The organism is Vitiosangium sp. GDMCC 1.1324, assembly GCF_003044305.1.
Classification (GTDB): Bacteria; Myxococcota; Myxococcia; order Myxococcales; family Myxococcaceae; genus Archangium.
The window spans coordinates 341,743-359,114 of sequence record NZ_PZOX01000007.1; the positions used below are offsets into that span (position 1 = coordinate 341,743).

General features: G+C 69.1%; 13 protein-coding genes. 5 read left to right on the top strand and 8 right to left on the bottom strand.

The annotated features are described in order from the left end of the window. Positions 1 to 8: 8 nt before the first annotated feature. A complete protein-coding gene (locus DAT35_RS22530; protein WP_108069160.1) occupies positions 9 to 1,574 on the bottom strand; it encodes a peptide MFS transporter in 1,566 nt (521 codons plus the stop codon). Positions 1,575 to 1,619: 45 nt separating this feature from the next. Beyond that, positions 1,620 to 3,440 (bottom strand): thiamine pyrophosphate-binding protein, encoded by a 1,821-nt coding sequence (locus DAT35_RS22535; RefSeq protein WP_233261642.1) that lies wholly within the window; start codon positions 3,438 to 3,440, stop codon positions 1,620 to 1,622. A 497-nt stretch (positions 3,441 to 3,937) separates the two neighbouring features. Here DAT35_RS22535 and DAT35_RS22540 point away from each other — a divergent pair, with 497 nt between their 5' ends. Then, a complete protein-coding gene (locus tag DAT35_RS22540) occupies positions 3,938 to 4,366 on the top strand; it encodes a hypothetical protein (protein ID WP_108069162.1) in 429 nt (142 codons plus the stop codon). Positions 4,367 to 4,449: 83 nt separating this feature from the next. Here DAT35_RS22540 and DAT35_RS22545 read toward each other — a convergent pair whose 3' ends face one another. Next, positions 4,450 to 5,421 carry a hypothetical protein gene (locus DAT35_RS22545; RefSeq protein ID WP_146209832.1) on the bottom strand — a complete coding sequence of 324 codons (972 nt, stop codon included), beginning with the start codon at positions 5,419 to 5,421 and terminating at the stop codon, positions 4,450 to 4,452. 129 nt (positions 5,422 to 5,550) lie between these two features. Then, entirely contained in the window at positions 5,551 to 5,826 is a 276-nt protein-coding gene (locus DAT35_RS22550) for a hypothetical protein (RefSeq protein ID WP_369945995.1), read from the bottom strand. A gap of 111 nt (positions 5,827 to 5,937) precedes the next feature. Here DAT35_RS22550 and DAT35_RS22555 point away from each other — a divergent pair, with 111 nt between their 5' ends. Further along, the gene (locus DAT35_RS22555; protein ID WP_108069164.1) at positions 5,938 to 7,278 is read left to right on the top strand and encodes a M24 family metallopeptidase; all 1,341 of its coding nucleotides are present in this window, start codon (positions 5,938 to 5,940) and stop codon (positions 7,276 to 7,278) included. Positions 7,279 to 7,297: 19 nt separating this feature from the next. Here the strand turns inward: DAT35_RS22555 and DAT35_RS22560 are convergent, their stop codons facing one another. Beyond that, a complete protein-coding gene (locus tag DAT35_RS22560) occupies positions 7,298 to 8,056 on the bottom strand; it encodes a hypothetical protein (RefSeq protein WP_108069165.1) in 759 nt (252 codons plus the stop codon). A gap of 58 nt (positions 8,057 to 8,114) precedes the next feature. After that, entirely contained in the window at positions 8,115 to 9,305 is a 1,191-nt protein-coding gene (locus tag DAT35_RS22565; RefSeq protein ID WP_108069166.1) for a hydroxymethylglutaryl-CoA synthase, read from the bottom strand. A gap of 190 nt (positions 9,306 to 9,495) precedes the next feature. Between DAT35_RS22565 and DAT35_RS22570 the strand changes: the two genes are divergently transcribed. Beyond that, positions 9,496 to 10,287 carry a YqjF family protein gene (locus tag DAT35_RS22570; RefSeq protein ID WP_233261643.1) on the top strand — a complete coding sequence of 264 codons (792 nt, stop codon included), beginning with the start codon at positions 9,496 to 9,498 and terminating at the stop codon, positions 10,285 to 10,287. 22 nt (positions 10,288 to 10,309) lie between these two features. Here the strand turns inward: DAT35_RS22570 and DAT35_RS22575 are convergent, their stop codons facing one another. Beyond that, the gene (locus tag DAT35_RS22575; protein ID WP_108069167.1) at positions 10,310 to 11,284 is read right to left on the bottom strand and encodes a hypothetical protein; all 975 of its coding nucleotides are present in this window, start codon (positions 11,282 to 11,284) and stop codon (positions 10,310 to 10,312) included. Between the two features lie 355 nt (positions 11,285 to 11,639). Beyond that, a complete protein-coding gene (locus DAT35_RS22580; RefSeq protein WP_369945996.1) occupies positions 11,640 to 13,031 on the bottom strand; it encodes a serine/threonine-protein kinase in 1,392 nt (463 codons plus the stop codon). Positions 13,032 to 13,237: 206 nt separating this feature from the next. Between DAT35_RS22580 and DAT35_RS22585 the strand changes: the two genes are divergently transcribed. Next, positions 13,238 to 15,550, top strand: a complete 2,313-nt coding sequence (locus DAT35_RS22585) for an ATP-binding protein (RefSeq protein WP_108069169.1) — start codon at positions 13,238 to 13,240, stop codon at positions 15,548 to 15,550. Further along, positions 15,550 to 17,358, top strand: coding sequence for an OPT family oligopeptide transporter (locus DAT35_RS22590; RefSeq protein ID WP_108069170.1), 1,809 nt, complete (start codon positions 15,550 to 15,552; stop codon positions 17,356 to 17,358). Before DAT35_RS22585 ends, DAT35_RS22590 begins: the two co-directional genes overlap by 1 nt. Positions 17,359 to 17,372: the final 14 nt, after the last annotated feature.

Consider the following 17,372-nt stretch of genomic DNA (forward strand, 5'->3'; position numbering starts at 1 on the left):
GGGCGGGGTCAGTGCACCCCGCCCATCATCCGCCGCAGCGGGCGCACGGCGATGGCCAGGAGCAGGCCCGCGCCGATGGCCACGGCGGCCACCGCGCCGAAGATGGGCGTGGGGTTCGTCCCGAGCAGACCCGCGAGCTGCCCGGCGATGAGGTTGCCCAGCGACATGGACATGAACCACACGCCCATCATCTGCCCCACCACCCGCTGCGGGGCGAGCTTCGTCACCGTGCTCAGTCCCACGGGGCTGAGGCTCAACTCGCCCAGGGTGTGCAGCAGGTAGGTGAGCACCAGCCACGCGGGGCTCACCTTGTGGCCTCCCGCGGCCGCCAGCGACGCCACCACCATCACCGCGAATCCCGCGCCCATCAGTACCAGTCCGAGCGAGAACTTGGCCGGGCTCGACGGCTCGCGGCCCTGCTTGTTGAGCCTCACCCACATCCAGGCGAACACGGGCGCCAGGGCGATGATGAAGAGCGCGTTGACGGCCTGGAGGGTGCTCGCGGGGACCTCCCAGCCGAACACCACGCGGTCCGTGGCGTCGCGGGCGAAGAGGTTGAGCGAGGAGCCCGCCTGCTCGAAGCCGGCCCAGAAGAGCGTCGAGGCGATGAAGAACACGCCGATGACGGCCAGCCGCCGCTTCTCCGTGGCGTCCAGCCCGCCGGCCGTGAACTGGTAGGCGAAGAAGGCGAGCGCCAGCGTCACGATGATGAAGCCGCCCGCCCGGGCCAGGCCCACCGCGCTCGTCAGGTCCACCACCCCGAGCAGCTGCAACACCACCAGCAGTCCCACCAGCACCCCCACCACCGTGAAGCCCGCCATGCGCGAGCCGCCGCTCTTCTCCAGTTGCCCGGGCGCCTCGGGGCGGAGGTCCGCGCTCCGGGCCTTCTTCCCCACCTCGCCCAGGTGCTTGCCGCCCAGCAGGTACTGGATGACGCCGAACACCATGCCCACGCCCGCGGCGCCGAACCCGACGTGCCAGTTCACCCGCTCGCCCAGCAGGCCCACCACGATGGGCGCGGTGAAGGCCCCGATGTTGATGCCCATGTAGAAGATGGAGAAGCCCGCGTCCCGCCGCGCGCCGCCCTCGGGGTAGAGCCCACCCACCATGGCGCTGATGTTGGGCTTGAGCAGCCCCGTGCCCAGCACGATGAGCAGCAGGCCCAGGAAGAAGAAGAACGTCCCGGGCAGCGCCATGCTGAAGTGGCCCAGGGCGATGATGCAGCCGCCGAAGAGCACCGCGCGCCGCTGGCCGAGGATTCTGTCCGCCAGCCACCCGCCCGGCATGGCGGTGAGGTACACGCCCGCGCCGTAGAGCCCATAGATGGCGCCCGCCTTCTCCCCGCTGAAGCCCAGGCCGCCCTTCTCCGCGGTCGCCGTCATGAAGAGGATGAGCAGCGCCCGCATGCCGTAGAAGCTGAAGCGCTCCCACATCTCCGTGAAGAAGAGCGTGGCGAGCCCGCGCGGATGGCCGAAGAAGCCCTTCTGCTCTGGAGCGGGTGAGGACGGGCCTCCCGTCGGGGGGACGGGGGCGGGTGAGTCGCTGGCGAACTCGGCGGCGGGGGTCTTGGTCATTCCGGGCTCCTCACCCGGACTCTAACCCCAGAGTGGCCTACGGGCTCAGCCCTCCTTCGGGGCCGAGGCCACGGCGGCGAACCGGTCCCCGTACGGCGGTACCTCGCGGTAGTCGATGCGGCACACGAGCACCTGCGGCCGGCGCTCCTCGTCCGCGCGCCGCAGCACCTCCGGCAGCAGCTCCGAGAGCTGGCCGGGCCGCGTCACCTCGTAGGCCCGGGCGCCCAGGGATTCGGCGAACTTCACCAGGTCCGGGTTTCCCAGGCTGAAGTACGGATCGTCCAGCGGGTACTCGCCCGCCGACTGGGCGTGCTCGCCGTGGTTCACCATCCCCAGGTAGTTGTCATTGAGGACGACATAGACGGCGCCCACCCGGTAGCGCACCGCGGTGACGAGCTCCGTGCCGTTCATCAGGAACGAGCCATCCCCGGTGAGCGCGATGGCCGTGTTCTCCGGCCGGCCAATCTTCCCGCCGATGACCGCGCCCATGGACCAGCCCATGGAGGACAGGCCGCAGGGGTAGAAGACGCGGGTGGGCGGGGTGATGCGCAGACAGTGCGTGGCCCAGCCGGTGCAGTTGCCCATGTCCACGTACAGGTCCGTGTTGCCGCGCAGGTGCGGGTTGAGCTCCTGCATGACATGCTGCGGCTTGAGCGGCCCCTCCTCGGGCAGCACGGCGGCGGCCGAGCGGTGGGCAAGGTTCAGCGCGTTGAGGTGCTGCCGGCGCTCGCGCACCTGCGCCTCGTGGGCCGGCGCCGAGTCGTGGCCGAACTCCACCAGGCCCGCCACCACCGAGCTCACGTCCGCCACGATGGGCAGGTTCACCTGGAGGAACTGGCCGATGACGGACGGGGTGGCGTCCACCTGGATGACGGTGCTCGCTGCCTGGAAGAGCGAGGAGAAGCTCTTGCTGGCCCACTCGCCCAGGCGGCTGCCCAGCACCATGAGCACGTCCACGCCCTCACCCAGGTACTGCTCGGCGCGCTTGCTGCCGGCGATGCCCAGCACGCCCAGCGACAGGAAGTCCTCCTCGGAGAACAGCCCCTTGCCGCGCAGGCTGGTGACCACGGGGATGCAGAAGCGGCGCACGAAGGTGGCGAACTCCGCGCCCCGGCTCTCCAGCGCCTCGCGCGCCCCCGAGCCCAGGTAGATGAGGGGCCGCTTCGCATGCCGCAGCAGCTCGAAGGCCGTGAACACCTCGGAGGCCGGCGCCGCGGGCAGGGTGCTCTTCCACGCGCCCGGCGCCGTGGGCACGCTCACCTTCGCCAGCTTCTGCCGGGCGATGTTGGTGGGCAGGCTCAGGTGCACCGCCCCGCGAGGCACCCCGTGCGCCGTCTTCAGCGCCCGCTCCAACAGGCGCGGGAAGCTCTTCGCGTCCACGACGGAGGTGCTGGAGGCCGTGCAGTGCCGGAACATCTCCGCCGTGTTGATGCCGCCCTCGTCGGTGCTCTCCTGGATGGCGCCCAGCCCGAAGCGCTCGGTGGACACCTGTCCGCTGAGGGTCAGCACCGGCACCTGATCCAGGTGCGCGGAGGCTACGCCCGTCATCGCGTTGGTGGCCCCGGGGCCCGCTGTCACCGCGCACACGCCCAGCCGGCCCGTGGCGCGTGCGTACCCGTCCGCCATGAAGGCCGAGCCTCCCTCGTGGCTGCCGATGATGAAGCGGATGCGCGAGTGGCGGCGCAGCGCCTGCACCAGCGGCGCGATGTTGCCCCCGGGGATGCCGAACACCGCATCCACCTGCTCCGCCTCCAGGTGCGCCAGCAGCGCCTCCGCCACCGTGACGTCCTCCAGCGTCTGGAAGGAGCGCAGCTTCACCAGCGCCGCCGAGGGCTCCTCTCCTCGCGGGTGTGGCTCCGGCTGCACCACATCCTCGCGAGGATGGGCGGCCGTGGCCAGCTCCCCGTGACGCCCGTCCCTCTGGGCGGAAGCTCCCTGCGGAAACAGTGCGGGAGTGGACTCTCCGCGGCTCAGAGGATTCGACGCAACCTGGGCGAGGGCGGGCTGGGACACAGGCTCCCCTTTCTTTGCGTGGGACGTTCGGGGGGGCGCGCTTCCCCGGATCAGAGGGTTGGTGGACCTGGACCGCATCTCAGGCAGTGAGAACGGAGAGGAACGCGTGCGCGCGACGCGATGTGTCGGGCGTACGACAGGTTTGCAAACTACCTCAAATTTTTGACAGATGGAACACTGAAATTAAATTTTTTCAGGTCGGCTGGACGGCTGGTTGTGGTAGGGCCCGCGCCCTTGGCAAGAGCCAACCCCTTGAATTGTCGGGCAGAAGTCAGTTCGCGTTAAGCTGCGCGGCACCCTCGCGGGCTGGATGACACGCGAGGCTGTCCCACACCGATACGAGAGAAGTGATGCCTGTCCCACAGAACGTCGCCACGGACTACGGCTTCCGGGTCCACGCCCCCGGGTACATCACGCCGGCGGAGGCTCGCGCCTGGTTCGAGGATTTGAAGGCCCGGGTGATCGCCCTGGAGGGCAAGTCGTTCGGGATGATGGTGGACTCGCGTACCCAGAAGGCGAACCCACCGGACACCCAGGAGCTCATCAAGGAGTCGATGGTGTGGCTGCGCAGCCATGGGATGGAGCGCTCGGTGGTGGTGCTCGACAGCACGGTGGCGCTGATCCAGATCCTCCGGCTGGCGAAGGCCACGGGCGTATACGCCTATGAGCGCTACATGGACGCGCTGAAGGACCCCGAGTGGGAAGCCAAGGCGGTGGGGTGGATCGTCCATGCGATTGACCCGGATCTGCCGCAGCCGGATCAGAAGCAGGTGCGCTGAGCGGGCCCGCGTCCGCTGGACGCGCTGCGGGCCACGGGTTGATGGGCACACGCCCGGCGCCTCTCGTGCCGGGCGTGCAGCGCCTACCGCTGATAGAAGAGCAGGCTGGGTTCGCCGACGCCCACGAAGGTGCCGGCTGCGATCGCGTGCCAGGTGTGGCGCCAGTTGGTGTGCTTCGCCACCAGGGTGAGGTTCCCGTTGTTGTCCACCTGGTAGAACTCACCGAGTCCCGCGGCCCGTTCGTAGAACAGAAGGCCATTCATGATGTTCTGGGAGAGTCGGCAGGGGATGATCACATCCCAGCGCTTGCTCCAGTTGGTGTGCTTCGCCCGGGGGAGGAGGTCCCCGTTGTTGGGGTCCACCGCGTAGAACTCGCCGAGTCCCGCGGCCCGGTCGTAGAAGAGCAGGATGTTGATGTCGTTCCCGAAGTCCCTGTACGTGAGGATGTTGTTCCAGCTCTTGCTCCAACCGGAGTACTTCTTCGCCAGGGAAATGTTTCCCTGTCCATCCTGCCGGTAAAGCTCCCCCTGCCCCGCGGCCCGATCATAGAAAATCAGGGAGCTGAAAGTCTGGCCTTTCAAGAAGGGCCCCGGGACGATTTGATCCCAACTCTTGCGCCAGTTGGTGTGCTTTGCCACCAGGGAGATGCCGCCCTTTCCATCCACCACGTAGAACTCCCCGTGTCCGGCTGCGCGGTCGTAGAAGAGCAGGGATTCGTTGCCCGTGGGTTGCGGTAGGAAGCTACCCGAGACGATCTGTGTCCAGCTCTTGCGCCAGCCTTTGTGCCACTTCAGCAGCTGGAGCGAGCCATCCATGTCCGTGGTGAGGAACGTTCCCGTTCCCGCGCTCCGGTCATAGAAGAGCAGATCCGTATGCTCGCCGAACTCCGCATAGGAGCCGGGGATGAGCAGATCCCAGGTGCTCACCAATCCTCCCTGGGTGTGCGCGAGCGTCATGTTCGGCCCATCGAGGGTATAGACTTCGGCGACTCCGTTGGCGGAAACCCCAGGGCCCCAGTCCGCGGAGATGGGTTGCGGTGATTGTTCCTGTGCCATGTCTTCCCCCGTGTGCTGTGGGCAGTAACCCGCCCGGGTCCAACCCAGAAGCTGGAAATGGTTCCGGGATTTGTCAGCCGATGCAGTACTGGAGGGAGGGGCCAACCCCATGGTCGGCGGCGCCCGGGATCACAAGGGCGAGGAGCGCGGGGTCTCGAGCAATTGCAGCGTGCGCACCGCGACATCGACGAGCGTCTGCGCACATGGGTAGCAGCCTCCGCCGCAGCACTGGGGCCACTCGCCCTCGGGGTCTCGTAGGAGCGGGTACACGCAGCCTCGGTAGGTGACGGGCAAGCCGAGCTCGTCGCATGCCTGCCGCAGCGCGTCCTGCACACGTGGGTCCCTCACATCGGTCACCTGCGGTTCGTAACCGCCTGGCGCCTCGCCCGCCGCAACCCGGGACATTTCCTCTCGGAGACCATGCCGCCCATGGCTCGTGGGCTTGCCAGAGGGGCGGGTGAGCATGGTGTGAGAGTCGGCTAGCCTGGGCACGCCAACTCGCTCGGGAGTCGCTCGATGACGCTGGACCGCCGTGTCTTTCCCTGTCTGCTGCTTGCCTTGAACCTGGCGTGTGCCACGACGCGGCCGGTTTCCTCTGGACCTGATACGCCCCGGCTCCTCTCCTGGTCCGAGCAGCTCGCCGTCCGCGAAGGCTGGCTCGCGAAGCGTCACGAACTGCTGCTTCCGATGATGCGCCACCACGGCGTGGGCATGTGGATCATCGTGAATGAGGAGTTCCATGATGATCCACTCACCCAGTACGTGGCACCGCCGCGCCCGTACACCGGGTTTCGAGACGTGTTCGTCTTCATCGACGCGGGAGAGCAGGGGCTGAAGAAGATCGCCCTGCCGAGCTACGCCGAGGAGAACATCACGCGCTTCTTCGAGGTGCCGGAAGAGACGCGCGTGTACAAGCAGGTGTTGGGCGAGCTCTACAAACAATACCAGCCGAAAACCGTCGCGCTGGGGATCGGCGGCAAGCGCGCGGTGACGCACAGCCTGACGCGGGACGGCTACACGTACCTCGTCGAGGCGTTGGGGGCCGAGGCGGAGGCGCGCTTCATCAGCGCGGCGCCGCTCATCGAGGAGTACCTGGACACGCGCATTCCCGAGGAGCTGGAGCACTACCGCACGCTGGTGGCGCTCACGGAGCAGATGGTGCGGCGGGCGCTCTCGTCCGAGGTGGTGAAGCCGGGCGTGACGCGGGTGGGGGACGTGCGCCGCTGGCTGTTCGACGAGCTGGGGCGGCGAGGCGTGGGCACCTGGTTCCAGCCGGACCTGCGCGTGCAGCGCAAGGGGCAGGGCAATGGGGCGTCACACGGCTTCCTCGCGGTGGCTCGCGAGGACGTGGTCATCCAGCGGGGAGACCTGCTGCACGTGGACTTCGGCATCAGCTACATGGGCCTTCACAGCGACTGGCAGAAGATGGCCTACGTGCTGCGCGAGGGAGAGACGGATGTCCCCGAGGGGTTGAAGCGGGCCCTGGCGAACACGAACGCGCTGCAGGACGCGCTGGTGAAGGCGTCGCGTCCGGGGCGCTCGGCCGCCGAGGTGTATGACGCGGTGATGGCCGAGATGAAGGAGAAGGGGATTCAGGCGCAGGTGTACTCGCATCCGCTGGGCAACCAGGGGCACGCGCTGGGGGCCTCCATCGACTTCCGCTCCGCCAGCCGGAAGGAGGAGCCCAAGCCGTTGCGCGAGGGCTCGTACATCGCCATCGAGCTCAACACGCGCACCCCTGTGATTGAGTGGGACGGCCAGGAGGTGTTCGCGATGGAAGAGGACCCCGCGTACCTCACGAGCGAGGGCTGGCGCTTCTTCGTGCCCCGGCAGGAGGCCTACTACCTCATCCCGTAGGCGCCAGCGGCCCCGGGGCTCACGCCCCGCCCGTGCGGTCGGCGAGCTCCCCGGCCACGGGGCTGTCCTCGATACCGAGCCGCCGCTCCAGGACCAGCTCCAGGTAGAGCGCCGTCTCCTTGTTCTTGATGCGCGAGAGCAGCTTCACCTTGTTACCCTGCTGGTCGAGAGCCAGAAGGCTGAAGGACGGCCCCCGGTAGCCGTAGCTCAGGCCGAAGATGTCTGGCTTCCGGCTCCACTCCTTCAGGCAGTAGAGCTGGGTGAGCCCCTGGGCGGGCACGGTGCGGTTGCCCGGCCAGGGCAGGGGGCCGTGATTGATGGTGATCTCGCCCCGGTTCACCCTGACGCGGGTGGTATTCAGGAAGCCCGCCAGCGCCCAGTAGGTGAGGAGTGCGCCCACGCCCAGATGCAGTGAGAGGAAGAGCAACAGGAAGGGCCATACGGCGAGCGGCGCATCCACCACGCTCGGCACCATCACGGTACAGGAGATGGTGAAGAACGCCGCGCAGAAGAGCGCCGTGAAGACGTGATTCAGGCCGAACCAGCGCCAGGAGAGGACGGTGTACTGGTCGTTCTCTTCCTCTCGAAGTCCGGTAGGGCGTGCCACCCGGGGCCGATGCGGCGCGAGCCCATGCTGGGACTCGGTGGTGGGCATGCGCGCCTTGCGGCCCACCAGATCATAGACAGCACCGCACACGTGACACTTCGCCAACGCCAGGTCGAAGCGCACGTCCTCGGCGCGCAGGGGCGCCTGGCAGACCTCACAGTGGAGCTGCATGGTCCGCGAGCATGACAATGCGCTCGCGGGCCGTGCAATCCCTCACACCCGCGAGTGTTCAGCGCGTGTAGATGCGCTTGTGGTCGCGCGTGCCCTGGTAGCGGAAACCCTCGCCCGCCGTGTCCTCGGCCGGCTTCTCGTCCAGCTTCTCGCGCGCCGCCATGATGGCCTCGTACTCGGGGATGCTCAGCGCGCGCCGCCTCTCCAGCAGCGTCTCCAGGCCCAGCGCCTTCACGCGCGCCTGCGCCTCGGGCTGCACCACGCCGCTGAAGAACTCCGCGCACGAGCCGCTCCCGTACGAGAACAGGCCAATCCGCTTGCCCGTCAGATCCTCGCGCGACGTCGACAGCAAGCTCGCCAGCGCCAGGTACATGGAGCCCGTGTAGATGTTGCCCACCTGCGAGGGCAGCACGAGGCTCGGGCCCACCAGCCGGTCGAAGCTCGCATCCGGCTCCTTGTCCCCGTCCAGCGCGCGCACGTGGCGGTGCGCCTTGCGCGACATCTTCCCGTACGGCACGTGGTACACGAGCGCGGCGAAGCGATCGCTGTACAGGCCTCCCTCGCCCGCGTCCCCGGCCGCCTCTTGATAGGCCTTGTACGCGCCCTCCAGCGCGTCCAGGTAGCACTGCACCGAGTAGTGCCCGTCCACCACCGCGTCCTTCGAGTAGAGCGGACGCCAGAAGTCCATCACGTCCTTGGCGTACACGCCCGACTTCCCCGCCTCGAAGGCCAGCAGCTTCGGCGTGTCGGACACCAGCAGCGCCACCGCGCCTCCTCCCTGCGTGGGCTCGCCCGGCGTGCCCACCCCGTAGCGCGCGATGTCCGAACAGATGATGAGCGCCTTCTTCCCCTTCGCGCTGCCCGAGCGCACCCAGTCCAGCGCCATCTGCAGCGCCGCGGTGCCGCCGTAGCACGCGTGCTTCGTCTCGAAGACGCGGCAGCGCGTGGACACTCCCAGCAGGCCCTGCACATACGAGGACACCGGCTTGGAATGATCCACCGCCGTCTCGGTGCCCACCACCAGCATGCCCACGTCCTCGCCCGTGGCCCCGGCCGCATCCAGCGCCATCCGCGCCGCCCGCGCCGCCAGCGTCACCGTGTCCTCCTCCACCAGCGGCACCGCCATCCGCGTCACACCCAGCCCGTCCACGTACTTGCCTGGCGCCACTCCTCGCGCCTTGGCCAGCTCCGCCAGCTCCACGTACGTGGGGGGTACGGCGATCCCAAGGCTCTCGAGTCCTGCTTTCATCCAGCACTCCTTCAATTATTCAGCGGGGGTGTTGGAAACAGTCTGACCTATCTGCTGGGTGCATTTCCACCCCCATAAGGGTCCTTGTCATGGTGACAAGGTGCGGGAATGTGGTGATTCGAAGGCTCGAAGCCCCGCGGAGCCGGGGCCGGGGTTATGAAGTCCTCACGGCCTGTTTCGGAGGCTTTCCGTGTCCGAGCGTTCCACCGAATCCCGCTCTCCCGTGCGTTCCATCGAACCCGATATCGATCGCCTCGGCCCGACGCGCCGGCCGGAGGAGCGGCCGGTGATGTACCAGAGCTGGCGCCAGCTCCTCTTCCTCCACTGGACGCTGCCACCGGAGGTGGTGGCGCCGTTGCTGCCGCCGGGCCTGACGCTCGACACGTTCGATGGACGGGCCTGGGTGGGGCTGGTGCCCTTCACCATGCGAGGGGTGCGTCCCAGGGGCCTGCCCGCCGTGGGCTTCCTGTCGGACTTCCACGAGACCAACGTGCGCACGTACGTGCACTTCAAGGGCAGGGACCCGGGCGTCTGGTTCTTCAGCCTGGAGGCGGCCAACTCCATCGCCGTGCGGATCGCCCGAGCGTGGTTCAAGCTGCCGTACCACTACGCGGGCATGGAGCTCGTCGCCGGGGCCCAGGGGGAATCCTTCGCCTACCGCTCCGAGCGCCGCTGGCCCGGGCCCACGCCGGCCACCTGCGCCGTGCGCTGCAGGCCCAAGGGGCCCGCCGCCGCCTCCATTCCGGGCACGCTCCAGCACTTCCTGGTGGAGCGCTACTTCCTCTACTCCACCGCCCACGGGAGGCTCTACCGCGGGCAGGTGCACCACGCGCCCTACCAGGTGCGGGGCGCCGACGTGGAGGGCCTGGACGAGTCGCTCCTGGCGGCCGCCGGCCTGCCTCGTCCTCCCGAGCCTCCGCACGCCCTCTTCTCGGAGGGCGTCGATGTCGACGTGTTCCGCCTGAAGCGTGTGGAGCCGTGACGGCCGCGCTCCCGGAGCAGGCTCACGGGCAGGCGTGACAATCGGCGGCGCAGCTGGAGGGCGTGTTGCCCGTGCCGCACTTCTCCGTCGCCTGGCACGTCCCGTCTCCGCAGCTGTAGATGTCCGCCGCCTTCATGCGCGTGGTGATGGGGCGGTAGGTGACGCCGTTATAGGTGCAGGACGTGTAGTAGGTGTTGGTCGAGTCCCGGGTGCAGTACGTCGAGCAGTTCCCCACGTACGTCATGGGCACGCACTGCGAGGAGTTGGGCACGCCGGAGAGGGCGCACACGCGCGGGCTGCTCTGGCTGCTCGTCAGGGTCAGGCCATCATTGGCGCCGAAGGTGCCCGTGCTCCCGTCGAAGAGGTTGCCGAAGAAGCACCCTTCCTTGACGCCGTAGTCCGTCAGCTCCTGGCTCGTATAGGGGATGGTGTTGCCGGCTCCGTCGAGCCCCAGCAGTGACAGGTTGACGTGGATGCCGAACTTGTTGGCGTGCGCCGCCATGCAGGCCGACACCACCTGCAGCTCCGCCGTGGTGGCCGCCGAGCCGCCGGCCCAGCTCGTCGCCAGTCCCAGCCCCCCGTTCCACGTATAGGTGATGTTCGTGTTCGAGTCCGTGAACGTGCGCGTCTGGCCCGCGGGAACCGCGCACGTCACCACGTACCTCATCACCTCATCGCGCACCGCCGGGTCCGCCTGGAACCAGGTCCTGAAGCTGCTCGTCGATAGGCCGTTGAGGCTCAGGCCGTTGAGGCTCAGTCCATTGAGGCTCAACCCGTTGAGACTCAGGCCGTTGAGGCTCAACCCGTTGGGAATGCTGACATCCTGTGTCGTGCTCCCGAACTCCCCTGTTGTCAGCTCGCCTGTCTCGTCGGCCGGTCCTCCCGCCGGTCCGCACCCGATGGCGCACACCAGCGTGAGTACCACCCCCCCCATCCAACCCGCCGCCGGACGATGCTCCCAACCACTGCGCCGAGACTCGAAGGTCTTCATCAGCATGGGCCCACCCCCTGGGAACGGTTGTGATATTTTGCTCTGACTGTAATTCCCCCTCGTGGAGCCCCTCGGAAATCGGCCCGACAGCCTGAACTCCACGCGATAAGTGTGAGTGGAGAGAGAGGTGAAAAAAAGGATACCCCAGGCAAAACAGGCTATTCGGTCAGAATTGAGACATCTGAATGGTCTGAATCCAGGGTCGTTGTAAATGGAGTGTCGGGTAGCGGAAGACCCACCGCGTCACGAGCGAGGAGGTACTCGGTCCGTAGGGGGGGACTGGCACGGTCCGTACGGGGACGCGCGGGCTCGACGTGAGGCACGGGCGGCCTCCGTCCGTGTGGAAGGGGAAGGGGGCCCGTCAGCCGACGAGTGGCAGGGTGCTGGCGCGCGCGGCCGAGGGGGTGACGCCGAAACCGCTCGTGTCGCGCACCACCCAGCCGGCGATGTCCGCGAGGGGACCGCCGGTGACTTCAATGCCCTCGGGGCCGCGCCGTGCATCCACCTGGCCCACGTGGGCGCAGGCCCGCACGCTCACGCGCGTCCCGGCCGCACGGGCCTGGGCTCGCTGGTGCAGCTCGCGCGCCGTCTCCAACAACGTGTGGGCATCCGCGCGGGGAGGCTCGTCGAGCGGGCGCACGCCCAGCAGCGCCATGCCCGTCTGCACGGCGAGCACGAAGCCCGCGGCGCGCAAGTCCTGCTCCAGCCCGTCCAGCACCTCGGAGACGGTGGCGTAGGCGGCGTCGTCCTCGGCACCTTCCTCGAGCACCACCTCCGCGTGCAGGGCGAAGGCGCGCACGCTGCGGCCCGTGGCCGTCACCCGCTCGGCGGACATGGGCACCACCGCCTCGCGCAGCGCGGCGCGGAAGGAGGCCACGTCCGGGTAGCGCCGGTCCGCTTCCTTCTCCAGGCAGCGCAGCACCACCGCGTCCACCGCGGGCGGCACGGGCGCTTCCGTGCTCGGCCGGGGCGGCGGCGCTTCCAGGTGCATCCGCTCCACCTCCAGTCGATCCTCCGACTGGTACGGGTAGTGGCCCGTCAGCATCTGGTACAGCAGCACGCCCAGTGCGTACACGTCCGTCGTGGGCCCGATGCTGCCGCCGCGGAACTGCTCGGGCGCCATGGCCTGCGAGGTGCCCAGCCGCTGCCCCGCCACCGTCAGCCCCTCCTGCCCCGGCTCCGGGTGGATGAACTTGGCGATGCCGAAGTCCAGCAGCTTCACCACCGGCGGGTCTCCCTCGGACACCACCGCCACGTTGCTTGCCTTGAGGTCGCGGTGCACCACGCCCGCGCGGTGGGCCGCCTCCAGCGCCCCGCACACCGGCTCCAGGTAGGCCAGCGCCCGCTCCGGCGACAACCGCCCCCGCTCCTGCAGCAGCTGGCTGAGCGTGCGCCCCGGCAGCAGCTCCATCACGTAGTAGGGACTGCCGTCCGGCAGCATCCCGAAGTCGTAGACGTCCACGATATGCGGGTGGCGTATCTGGTTGACGACCCGCGCCTCGCGCACGAACCGCTGCAACATTTCACCCTGATCGGTCAGGTGCGGATGCAGCACCTTCACCGCGGCCCGCCGGCCGAGGATGCGGTGTTCAGCTTCGTACACCGCACCATGCCCTCCCGAGGCGAGCACCGCCTTGAGCATGTACTCACCTGCGAGGGAGCCGGGAGCAGGCTGCGCGCGAGCAGGGATGTCTCGGGGCGGTGTCCGCTCGTTGCGAGGGAGGATGTGAAAAGTGCTGTCCGAGTCCGCCATCACTTCAAGACTAGCACTGGCAGCGGAGCCGCTCCTGCGGGGGGGGGGGGCCTCTGTCGAGCGGAGGGCACTTGGGCTACCCTCCCGGGTCGAGGTGTCCAGTGCTGGATGGATGGGCATGCAAGGCATCGGGAGGGTGGGATGCTCCAGGCCCCGGCTCTGCTGGATACTTCCACGGCTGACGAACACCTGCCCTCGGGAAGAGTATGCCCATGAAGATGGTGGACGACCTCACGATGTGTGGAGGGCCGGCGAACCCGCTCCCTTCCGCGGAGAGCGCGTGCCTCATCCTCACCAGCACGACGACGCCGGCGGCGATCGGAAAGGTCTTCCGCATCGAGTCCCCGGAGCATGTGCTCGGACGAGGCGTGGACGCGGGCTTTCAAATCAATGACCACGGGGTGTCGCGCCGGCACGCACGAATCTCCCGCACGGCCGAGGGCGGCTTCCACATCGCCGATCTGGGCTCGACCAATGGCACCTACGTCAATGGGGTGCGCATCGCGTCCGCCGAGCTGCACGAGGGGGACCGGGTCCAGATTGGGACCGTGACGGTGCTGCGCTTCTCCATGCGCGAGCTGGTGGAGCAGGGGGAGGAGCAGCTGCGCCAGGCGCTGAGCGCGGCGCGCGTGGGCATCTGGGACTGGAATGCCGTCACCGGCGCGGTGACGTGGTCCGAGCAGGTGGACCGGCTCTTGAGCCTGCCGGTGGGCTCGCTGTCGGGGCGCCCCACGGACCTGTCCGAGGTGGTGCATCCGGGAGACCTGCAGCGCGTGCGCGAGGCGCTGGCCACGGCGCTGGCCCAGCGCGCCCACCTGGACGTGGAGTACCGGATTGAGGTGGCGGGGGCGCGGGGCCGCTGGCTGTCGTGCAAGGGCGACGTGCTGTGCGACGAGACCGGGACGCCCGTGCGCATCACCGGCACGGTGATGGACATCACCGAGCGCAAGCTGGCCGAGCAGGAGCTGCGCCGGCAGGCCCTCATCTTCGAGAGCCTGTGCGAGGGAGTCGTGGTCACGGACCGGGGCGGGCGCATCATCGACTGGAACGCGAGCGCGGAGAAGATGTTCGGCCGGGGCAAGGCCGAGGCGCTCGGGCAGACGCTCTTCGGGCTGCTGCACCCGGGCGAGGAAGACAAGCGCACCGGCGAGGTGCTCGCGGCGCTGGAGAGCCAGGGCCGGTGGACGGGGGAGATGGACTTCAAGCGGCCCGATGGTGCGCAGTGCTACTGCGAGTCCGTGGTGGCGCCGCTGCGCGACGCCGAGGGCCGGACCATCGCCCACATCCTGGTGCACCGGGACACCACCGAGCGCCGCCTGCTGCAGGCGCGGTTGCAGATGGCGGACCGGTTGGCCTCGGTGGGCACACTGGGCGCGGGCGTGGCCCATGAAATCAACAACCCGCTGGCCTACATGCTCGTCAACCTGCACCTCGTGTCCGAGGGGCTGGAGCGGCTGAGGACGTCGCCGGTGGCGCACGACGTGGAGCCGCTCCACCAGGTGGTGCGCGAGACGGTGGAGGGGGCCGAGCGCATCGCCTCCATCGTGAGGGACTTGAAGACGTTCGCCCGCGGCCAGCAGGAGGACCGGCTGGGACCGGTGGAGGTGAGCAAGGCGGTGGAGCTGGCGTGCAAGATGGCGGACAACGTCATCAAGCACCGCGCCCGGCTGGTGACGCAGTTCGAGCCCGTGCCCTCGGTGCAGGGCAACGAGTCGCGCCTGTGCCAGGTGTTCCTCAACCTGCTGCTCAACGCGGCGCACGCCATTCCCGAGGGGGATGCGAAGGACCATGAGATTCGCGCCATCATCCGCGAGAGCGGCACGGGCGAAGTGGTGGTGGAGGTGCGCGACACGGGCGTGGGCATGACGCCGGAGGTGCAGGCGCGCATCTTCGACCCCTTCTTCACCACCAAGCCGGTGGGGGAGGGCACCGGGCTGGGGCTGTCCATCTGCCACGGCATCATCGACTCCATGGGCGGCCGCATCGCCGTGGAGAGCGCACCGGGCAAGGGGAGCACCTTCCGTGTGCACCTCGGGGTAGCCGGGACTCCCGTGGAGGTGCGGGCGGAGCCCGTGCCCGCGCCCGCCCCGGGGCGAGCGCGCATCCTGGTGGTGGACGACGAGCCCTATGTGACGCGGGCGCTCCAGCGCTCGTTGTCGCCCGAGCACGAGGTGGCCACCGTGAATGGTGCCCGGGCCGCGCTCAAGTTGATGGACCAGGGCAGCCGCTTCGACCTCATCCTCTGTGACGTGATGATGCCGGGGATGACGGGCATGGACCTGTACGCCGAGCTCAACCGCTCGGTGCCGGATCAGGCCCAGCGTGTGGTGTTCATGACCGGTGGGGCCTTCACCCCCCGCGCGCTGAGCTTCCTGCAGGAGGTGCCCAACCCGAAGATCAGCAAGCCGTTGGACCTGCGGCAGCTCCGGGCGCTGGTGGGCCGCTCCGCCCAGACACCCGCCCCCGCGGCCTCCCCGTCCGCGGCCTCATCCGTCGCCATCCTCCAGGGAGGCGTGTGATGAGCGACGAGCCGTCGGGACGCACCGCGGCGGCTTCCGAGCTGGTTTCGGACGGCTCCCCACCGCCTCTCCATGCCGTCCCCCCGGCGTCGCCCTTGCAGACCGAGCTGACGGTGCGCGCGCTGGTGGCCGGAGGACTCATCGGCTCGGTGCTGGCCGTCACCAACGTCTACATGGGGCTGAAGACGGGCTTCTGGGAGTCCGGGTGCCTCTTGTCCGCGCTGCTGGCCTTCGGAGGCCTGTCCGCGCTCGCCCGGCGCGGCACCCCGCTGTCTCCGCTCGAGACGAATCTCTCCCAGACGGCCGCGGTCTCCATGGGCGCGATGCCCGCCAGCGCGGGACTGCTGGGCGCGATGCCCGCGCTCGCGCTCATGGGCTCGCCGCCATCCTCCGGGGCAGTGGCGCTGTGGGGCGTGGGGCTGGGGGCGCTCGGGGTGTTGTTCGCCTTCTCGCTGCGGCGGCGCCTGCTCGAGGAGGAGGCCCTGCTGTTCCCCACCGGTGCCGCCACCGCGGAGCTCATCTCCACGCTGCACTCCACCGGCTCGGCCTATGCCGCGCGCGCCCGGGGCCTGTGGGTGAGTGGCCTCGCGTCCGCGGTGCTCACGTGGTTTCGGGATGCGTGGGGGCTCGTGCCGTCGGCCTCGATGCTGCCCGCGACGGTGCGGGTGGGCGGGCTCGGCGCGAACAGCTTGGCGCTGGGCCTCGGATGGAATCCGATGATGCTGGGCATCGGCGTGCTGATGGGCCCCCAGGCGGGGCTGAGCATGCTGCTGGGCTCGATGGTGGCGTGGGTGGGGTTGGCGCCCTGGCTGGTGCGCACGGGGCTCGTCCCGAGCGCGGACTTCCCGATCCTCCAGGGCTGGCTCCTCTGGCCCGGTGTGGGGCTGATGGTGGGCGCGGCGGCTACGTCGCTCGCCTCGCAGGTGCGCGCGCTCCCGGCCGTGGTGGGGGACCTGCGGGGGCTCGGGGCCCATGGCGAAGGCTGGGAGTCCACGGCGGGCCGGTGGGTGGCCCGGGCGGTGCCTCCGGTCATCCTCCTCACCCTGGCCACGGGGTGGCTCGCCTTCCACCTGAGCCCGCTCCACTTCCTGCTCGCGCTGACGCTGGCCTTCCCGCTGTGCGCGGTATGTGCCCGCGCGACGGGTCAGACGGACATCGCGCCCATCAGCACCGTGGGACAGCTCGCGCAGGTGGGCTTTGGCGTGGTGGTGCCGGAGCAGCCCGGCCTCAACATCGCGGCGGGCTCGGTGGTGTCGGGCGCCGCGTCGCACACCAGCGGGAGTCTGTGGTCGCTCCAGTCCGGGCGCCTGTTGGGAGCGAATGCTTCCCGCCAGCTCCTCGTCCAGCTCTCGGGGCTGCTGCTGGGGGCCGCCGTGGCCGTGCCCACCTACTCCCTGTTGGTGTCCGTGTACGGGGTGGGCTCGCAGGCGCTGCCCGCGCCCACGGGGTTGCAGTTCAAGGCCGTGGCGGAGATCTCCTCGCATGGGCTGGGTGGAATGCCGCCCTCGTCCACGCTGGCCACCGGCCTGGCTTTCGCCCTGGGCATCCTGCTGTCGGTGGGTTCGCGGGGACGGCTGGCGCGTCTGCTGCCCTCGGCGGCGGCCATGGGCATCGGCTTCGTCGTCCCGGCCTACTATGCGGTGACGCTGTGTCTGGGCTCGTTGCTCGCCGTGCTCGTGGCCCGTCTCCGGCCCTCTTCTACTCAGACGCTCCAGTCGGCGGGGGCGGGCGCCATCGTCGCCGAGTCCCTCATGGGCGTGCTCATCGCGGCGCTGCTCTCGTTTGGGCTCATCCATCCGCCGGGGTGAGCGCGGCTCACGGG

Bases quoted from the DNA above. Each gene is read 5' to 3' on its own strand.
- DAT35_RS22530 (WP_108069160.1), bottom strand. From the start codon at position 1,574: ATGACCAAGACCCCCGCCGCCGAGTTCGCCAGCGACTCACCCGCCCCC.
- DAT35_RS22540 (WP_108069162.1), top strand. From the start codon at position 3,938: ATGCCTGTCCCACAGAACGTCGCCACGGACTACGGCTTCCGGGTCCAC.
- DAT35_RS22545 (WP_146209832.1), bottom strand. From the start codon at position 5,421: ATGGCACAGGAACAATCACCGCAACCCATCTCCGCGGACTGGGGCCCT.
- DAT35_RS22550 (WP_369945995.1), bottom strand. From the start codon at position 5,826: ATGTCCCGGGTTGCGGCGGGCGAGGCGCCAGGCGGTTACGAACCGCAG.
- DAT35_RS22555 (WP_108069164.1), top strand. From the start codon at position 5,938: ATGACGCTGGACCGCCGTGTCTTTCCCTGTCTGCTGCTTGCCTTGAAC.
- DAT35_RS22560 (WP_108069165.1), bottom strand. From the start codon at position 8,056: ATGCAGCTCCACTGTGAGGTCTGCCAGGCGCCCCTGCGCGCCGAGGAC.
- DAT35_RS22565 (WP_108069166.1), bottom strand. From the start codon at position 9,305: ATGAAAGCAGGACTCGAGAGCCTTGGGATCGCCGTACCCCCCACGTAC.
- DAT35_RS22575 (WP_108069167.1), bottom strand. From the start codon at position 11,284: ATGCTGATGAAGACCTTCGAGTCTCGGCGCAGTGGTTGGGAGCATCGT.
- DAT35_RS22580 (WP_369945996.1), bottom strand. From the start codon at position 13,031: ATGGCGGACTCGGACAGCACTTTTCACATCCTCCCTCGCAACGAGCGG.
- DAT35_RS22585 (WP_108069169.1), top strand. From the start codon at position 13,238: ATGCCCATGAAGATGGTGGACGACCTCACGATGTGTGGAGGGCCGGCG.
- DAT35_RS22590 (WP_108069170.1), top strand. From the start codon at position 15,550: ATGAGCGACGAGCCGTCGGGACGCACCGCGGCGGCTTCCGAGCTGGTT.